This is a genomic window from Vibrio sp. RM-69-4 (assembly GCF_024743775.1).
In the GTDB taxonomy this organism is placed as follows: domain Bacteria; phylum Pseudomonadota; class Gammaproteobacteria; order Enterobacterales; family Vibrionaceae; genus Vibrio; species Vibrio anguillarum.
Map to the genome: position 1 here is coordinate 1 of NZ_JAMQXI010000072.1, position 4,365 is coordinate 4,365.

The following is a 4,365-nucleotide window of genomic DNA, read 5'->3' on the forward strand; positions in this document are numbered from 1 at the left end:
GTTGCCGAGTGTCCCACTTTTAGTGTAATACACTTATTTATTGGAGGTAAATTGAGCATTAAGTCTTCAAAAGTATTTAAGAAAATATTCAGAGTTATGTTCCCTGAGTTTTCAAATAAGGTGACTTGGTTAGTTGTAGGTGCAGGCATCGGTTTGACTTCAACTTCTATAATAGTAAACATCATAGATGCTTTTACCGAAAAGCAATTTAATTTCTCATTTGTTGGTCCTTACGATCCTGTTGTTGGTACAGTTTTAATCGCTTTCGGGCTGATACATAATTATGCCATCCAAAGGAATAATTCTGGAAACACTCAACCTTCTGTAAGTGAAAAAGAGGCAGAAACTCTTGATGAGCTTCATCGTAAAATGTTAACTGTAGAAGGTTTGTTGAACAAAAGTTTCCTTGACCGTAGGTTATGGAATGAAATCCAAGAAAATTTGGATCTTTTAAAAAGTTACTATTTTGAGAATAAGTTGTCTTTAACAAATGAGCTAGATGAGTTGAGTTTGGAACTCATAATGGTTGGGCGTAAGGTCTTAAGCGCTTCCGTAAACGAAAGAATTCCACCTGAATTAGTTTCCTCTTTCCGCTCCAAAAGAGAAAATATAGTAGTGAAGATAAGAATGTTAAAAGGCAATAATGATTAATTAATTCGATTGGTGCGTGAACAACATAACAAACGCTTCAAGAGGGACTTCCAACGCGCGGTATTTTTATTATGCGTTGGTTTTTGTGATTACGGTGTTATGCGGAAACTTGGTAGTAGCGTTGTCAGCCCCTTAAGCGGGCGTTATATGTCATCTAGTTCTGCGTTCTATACCGCATATGAAATAGCATCTTTACTATGTTGAGCGGTCGGCTTGTATTGTCTACAATAGCGCACTTTTTTACATATTTTAGGTTATGAATATGAACGACACTACAGCTAAACCCGCTTTGCCGGATCACCTTGCTGGTAATCCTCGCAGCCCACACTATGTAGCGGAGTGCTTTGAACATCACATTGGCATTCGTCTAAATGGCAAAGAGCGTACTGATGTTGAAGAATACTGCATTAGTGAAGGGTGGGTGAAAATTCCGTCACCGAAAGCTAAAGATCGTTTTGGCCAGCCGATGCTGATTAAGTTAAAAGGTGAAGTTGAAGCTTTTTATAAATAAGCTGCATTTTATACCGTCCGCATGCAATGTGTTGATAACTATGTAATTCAATGCATTACATTGCATTCAAGATCTAACTAGGTTTCTCATCCAAACATATAACAAACGGCTCAAGAGGGATTGCCAACGCGTGGCGGCTTTAGTACAAAATTAAAGTTCAGTGTTTACGGTGTGTTTTTTGAGTTCGGCGATGCGTTGTCAACCCCTTAGCCGGGCGTTAGCACACACATCTCATAAACTAGAGTTTGTATTCTGTTACGGTATTTCTATTCAATGACTCTTGATCTTGGTCTAGTATCGAAAAGTAACTTTTACTTGAGAGGCTGAAAAATGAAAAAAACGTTAATGGTGCTGATTATGATGACAGCCTTGGTTGGTTGTGATGATGCAAGTAAAGCGATTGATGAGGCTAAGGCTGCAGCTAATAAAGCAGTCGATAGCCTGCAGCAGAAGGCCGATGCGTTTGATTTGAATAATCTCAATCTCGAAGTTTTCGGTGATGCGACGCAAAAGGCTCAAGTATTTGCTCAATCAATAGAGTCATTAGTTCATACTGATTTTACTGACCATCAAGCTGTCGCTGCAGCGACAGAAAAGGTTTCTAACTCTTACAGCTGTTTAGTTGAGGTATCTTCTGAAACTACAGCGGAAACCTTGCTAGATAAAATCGTATCTTCAATTAAGAACGATCAAGTGTTGGCAATCATCGAAAAAGGTGTTGTACAAGCCAAAAATGCGAAAGAGTGCATTATGTAATCACGTGTGTGCTAACAAACGCTTTAAGACGGATTCGCAACGCGTGGCATTTTTACCATGCGTTGGTTTTAGTGATTTAGGTGATATGCGGAAACATAGTATTGCGTTGCTCACCACTTAAGCGGGCGTTATGCGTAATCGATGGACGACGGAGTATTAGATGGAAGTAGTAGAAGCGGAAAAATCGGATTTGGATTCATTCTTTGCGTATCTTGAAAATCAGCTGTCTGAAAATGGTAATGGAGAAGTTCCTCTTTTCCAGCCAATGTCCAGAGAGCAAAGTGAAATTCCAGAAGCGACAAAAGATAAGTTTATCCAAGGCTTTTCCCATCACTTTGGCGATTTAGGTTGGAGAAAACTCTGGGTTGTAAAAGACACCTCTGGAAGTATCAAAGGTCACATTGATCTTCGCCACCACGGTGATGATAGCCGTTCTCATCGAGTTCTACTTGGTATGGGCGTAGATGTTTCCTGCCGGAAGCAAGGTATTGGTCAACGACTCATTGATGCGGTTATAAATTTCTGCCAAGAAAAAGCCGAAATTGACTGGCTTGATCTTTGTGTACTATCAGATAATTTCCCAGCAAAGAACCTCTATCTAAAAGCAGGGTTCGATGTTGTTGGAGAGTTCAAAGATCAATATAGAATCGACGGTTTGTCAGTCTCGGAAACAGCAATGACAAAGTACGTCAAAAATTACGCATAACAAGCAATTTAAGAGGGATTCACAACGCTTGGCACTTTTGCTTATACTTCAAATTTAGTGTTTATGGCACAATGCTTTAGGTTTGGGTGTAGGCGTTGTTCACCCCTTAATTGGGCGTTATGTGAATGAGAGGTGTCAATGATTACTGAAGCTACTGAGATTAAGAGCCTAGCAAATTTTATCGAGTCAATGGAAATAGCGCCATTGTTTGGAAATAAAGTCTTATTTCGTGGTCAACCAGTAAAAGGCAACTTGCTTCCAAGTGTAGCGCGCGAAGATAAAACTAAAGACACAACTCATATCGAGAAACGCGCTTTAGAGCAAATGCGCCTGATTGGCTCTAGTTTATTGAGCCCGAGAGATGACGATGATTGGCATGCGATTGTTAAAGCACAACATCATGGTTTGAAAACTCGTTGTTTGGATTGGACATCTAATCCAATGGTAGCGTTGTGGTTTGCTTGTTCAAATAGTCTGGATGTTGACTCTTACGTTTATATGTTGGTAGCTGATAGAGCTGCGTTACCTGACAAAACTAAGTCACCTTTTGAGCAGGAGCATGTCTGTATCTTACAGCCAAATTGTGAAAGTCCGAGAGTAAGTGCGCAGCATGGGTGGCTTACAGTTCATAACTACTCAAACGGACAGTTTACACCGTTGGAAGATAGTCAAGAGCAGTTCTGGTTGTGTGAGTATCTCATTCCCAAAAGAATTAAGACTGACATTCTCAATAGCTTGGATCGATGCGGCATTAATCAAAGTATAATTTTTCCTGACTTAGACGGGTTATGTGGATACCTCAATGGGAAATTCACATAACAAGCAATTTAAGAGGGATTCACAACGCTCGGCATTTTTGCTTCTACTTCAAATTTAGTGTTTATGGCACAATGTTTTAGGTTGGGTGGCGGCGTTGTTCACCCCTTAATTGGGCGTTATGCAGCTCAGGTAAATTTAGGGGCTCAATCTTTTGGATTTCTCCGGCCATTCGTTTTGTGTTGTCGGCAAATGAGCTTTTTACCTTCAAATTCGTGGTTCACTCAAGCCGTAAAACAGGCAAGGTTCTTTGTTTGCCTCAATCAGTTTTGGTGCTGGTTTGTTGCCAATTCAGCGTGCGTAAAGTGTGGAAAGAGCAAGTTATTCGAGCATTTTGCACTTGCTGAAAGTCTTGCTTGTTGAGTTTGTCTCCTTCAAAAGCTTGGTTGGTTGCTGAAAGGTAGGCTTTGTTTTGGCGGCTTATTTATTACAGTTCTTGCTTGGGTTGGTTCTTGAATCACTCAACGATTGCAATTGTGGCTTTTGATCGAGTAAAGTCAGTTTATCTTATTGAATTTGCATAACAAACGGCTCAAGAGGGATTGCCAACGCGTGGCGACTTTAGTGCAAAATTGCAGTTCAGTGTTTACAGTGTGTTTTTTAAGTTCGGCTGTGCGTTGTCAACCCCTTAGCCGGGCGTTATGTTGCCCCGATAAATTTGGAAATCTAGAGTTCGAAAATGATAAGAAAGTACAATTCACATGACTTAGATTCGGTTCTTGAAATCTGGCTTGAAGCCTCTGTTAAAGCGCATGATTTCGTCCCGGCGAACTTCTGGGGATCTCAAGTTGAGAACATGCGTAATATTTATATTCCTGCTTCAGAAGTCTTCGTTTATGAAATTGAGTCGAAAATAGTTGGTTTTTACGCGCTGTATGAAAGTACTTTGGCTGCCATATTCGTGTTTCCTGAATTTCAGGGTAAA

4 protein-coding genes and 2 pseudogenes are annotated in these 4,365 nt (G+C 40.3%); all 6 read left to right on the plus strand.

Annotated elements, in window-relative coordinates; all coding sequences use genetic code 11:
- A pseudogene (locus NB504_RS11695) lies at positions 1-651 on the plus strand (hypothetical protein); the annotation flags it as partial.
- A 262-nt stretch (positions 652-913) separates the two neighbouring features.
- Positions 914-1,162: a DUF3297 family protein gene (locus NB504_RS11705; RefSeq protein ID WP_026028286.1), complete on the plus strand. Its 249-nt coding sequence runs from the start codon at positions 914-916 to the stop codon at positions 1,160-1,162.
- Between the two features lie 330 nt (positions 1,163-1,492).
- Complete coding sequence (locus NB504_RS11710) at positions 1,493-1,918, plus strand: hypothetical protein (protein WP_258428946.1); 426 nt, start codon at positions 1,493-1,495, stop codon at positions 1,916-1,918.
- Positions 1,919-2,078: 160 nt separating this feature from the next.
- Positions 2,079-2,624 carry a GNAT family N-acetyltransferase gene (locus tag NB504_RS11720; RefSeq protein ID WP_094133198.1) on the plus strand — a complete coding sequence of 182 codons (546 nt, stop codon included), beginning with the start codon at positions 2,079-2,081 and terminating at the stop codon, positions 2,622-2,624.
- Between the two features lie 138 nt (positions 2,625-2,762).
- Positions 2,763-3,443, plus strand: a complete 681-nt coding sequence (locus tag NB504_RS11725; protein ID WP_258428947.1) for an FRG domain-containing protein — start codon at positions 2,763-2,765, stop codon at positions 3,441-3,443.
- 676 nt (positions 3,444-4,119) lie between these two features.
- Positions 4,120-4,365: pseudogene (locus NB504_RS11730) on the plus strand (GNAT family N-acetyltransferase); the annotation flags it as partial.

Coding starts and splice junctions, on each gene's coding strand:
- NB504_RS11705 (WP_026028286.1), top strand. CDS start 914: ATGAACGACACTACAGCTAAACCCGCTTTGCCGGATCACCTTGCTGGT.
- NB504_RS11710 (WP_258428946.1), top strand. CDS start 1,493: ATGAAAAAAACGTTAATGGTGCTGATTATGATGACAGCCTTGGTTGGT.
- NB504_RS11720 (WP_094133198.1), top strand. CDS start 2,079: ATGGAAGTAGTAGAAGCGGAAAAATCGGATTTGGATTCATTCTTTGCG.
- NB504_RS11725 (WP_258428947.1), top strand. CDS start 2,763: ATGATTACTGAAGCTACTGAGATTAAGAGCCTAGCAAATTTTATCGAG.